This is a genomic window from Novosphingobium naphthalenivorans NBRC 102051, assembly GCF_001590985.1.
GTDB classification, from domain to species: domain Bacteria; phylum Pseudomonadota; class Alphaproteobacteria; order Sphingomonadales; family Sphingomonadaceae; genus Novosphingobium; species Novosphingobium naphthalenivorans.
In genome coordinates, this window is record NZ_BCTX01000199.1 from 1 (window position 1) to 1348 (window position 1348).

General features: G+C 62.5%; 1 protein-coding gene. It reads left to right on the top strand.

Going from position 1 to position 1348, the window contains the following annotated elements; translation table 11 throughout:
• Window positions 1–80: 80 nt before the first annotated feature.
• Window positions 81–1208, top strand: a complete 1128-nt coding sequence (locus NN5_RS24680; RefSeq protein ID WP_067739362.1) for an IS5 family transposase — start codon at window positions 81–83, stop codon at window positions 1206–1208.
• Window positions 1209–1348 lie beyond the last annotated feature (140 nt).

Sequence of the window (1348 nt, forward strand, 5' to 3'; positions counted from 1 at the left end):
CAGGCTGCGGAAGAAGGCGCTTGCGCTGAGGTGGCATTACTGATTCCAGGATCGCGTAGCGTGATGTTGAAGGGATCGAGATGCGCGGCGGTGATGAGCGGAGCGAGGGGCTGTTTTCGTACGTGAGCTGCGAGGCTCGGGTGCCAGCGAACCACCCCCTTCGGCCGATCCGGGCGATCGTTGATGAAGCGCTGGAGGTGCTGTCTGCGGATTTCGACGGCCTGTATTCCCGGATCGGGAGGCCCTCGATCCCGCCCGAGAAACTCCTTCGGGCCTTGCTGCTGCAGGCGTTCTATTCGATCCGCTCGGAACGCCAGTTGATGGAGCAGATGGACTACAATCTGCTCTTCCGCTGGTTCGTCGGTCTGGCGATGGATGCGCCGATATGGGATGTCACGGTCTTCACCAAGAACCGCGAGAGGCTGTTGGCCGGGGACGTTGCCGCCAAGCTCCTGTCGGCCATCATCAGCCAGGCGCGTGTGCAGGCTCTTCTGTCGGACGAACATTTCTCGGTGGACGGCACGTTGATTGAAGCGTGGGCCAGCGTGAAGAGCTTCAAGCCCAGGGATGAGGGCGGCCCCGAGGATGACGATGACGGTGGGCCGGTTTCTAGCCACGGCGAGCAGGCAGCAGCACCGACCGGCCGTAATGCCGAACGCGATTTTCGGGGCGAGAAGCGCAGCAATGCAACCCATGCATCGACCACAGATCCCGATGCCCGACTGTTCAAAAAGGCGCGTGGCCAGGCCGCGAAGCTGTGCCACATGGGCCATGTCCTCATGGAGAACCGCAACGGCCTCGTGGTCGATGCGATCCTCACCCACGCCACCGGCACCGCCGAACGCGAGGCCGCGCTGACCATGCTGGGCCGTATGGAAGGGCGTCATCGGATTACTCTGGGCGCGGACAAGAACTATGACACCGCCGCCTTCGTCGCGGCGCTACGCGAGATGGGCGTCACCCCGCACGTGGCCCAGAACAACACCAACCGGCGTTCTGCCATTGACGGGCGCACGACACGCCATCCCGGCTACCGTCTCTCCCAGAAGATTCGTAAGCGGATCGAAGAGGTGTTCGGATGGACAAAGACCTGCGGCACCATGCGAAAGACCCGCCATCGAGGCCAGGATCGCGTTGGATGGTCCTTCACGCTCACCGCTGCCGCCTACAACCTCATCAGACTGCCGAAACTCCTGGCTGCGGCCTAGCCGTGCCGCTCACATCACCAAGACCGCGCCAATATGGCCGGTATCTTCGAATTTCACCCTCAAATGAGCGAGGCTTTCGCCCCACACCTTGGAAAGCAGAGCGGTGGTGACCACTCCGGCGCCTTTTTCCGCAGCCTGTT

Bases quoted from the DNA above. Each gene is read 5' to 3' on its own strand.
- NN5_RS24680 (WP_067739362.1), top strand. From the start codon at position 81: ATGCGCGGCGGTGATGAGCGGAGCGAGGGGCTGTTTTCGTACGTGAGC.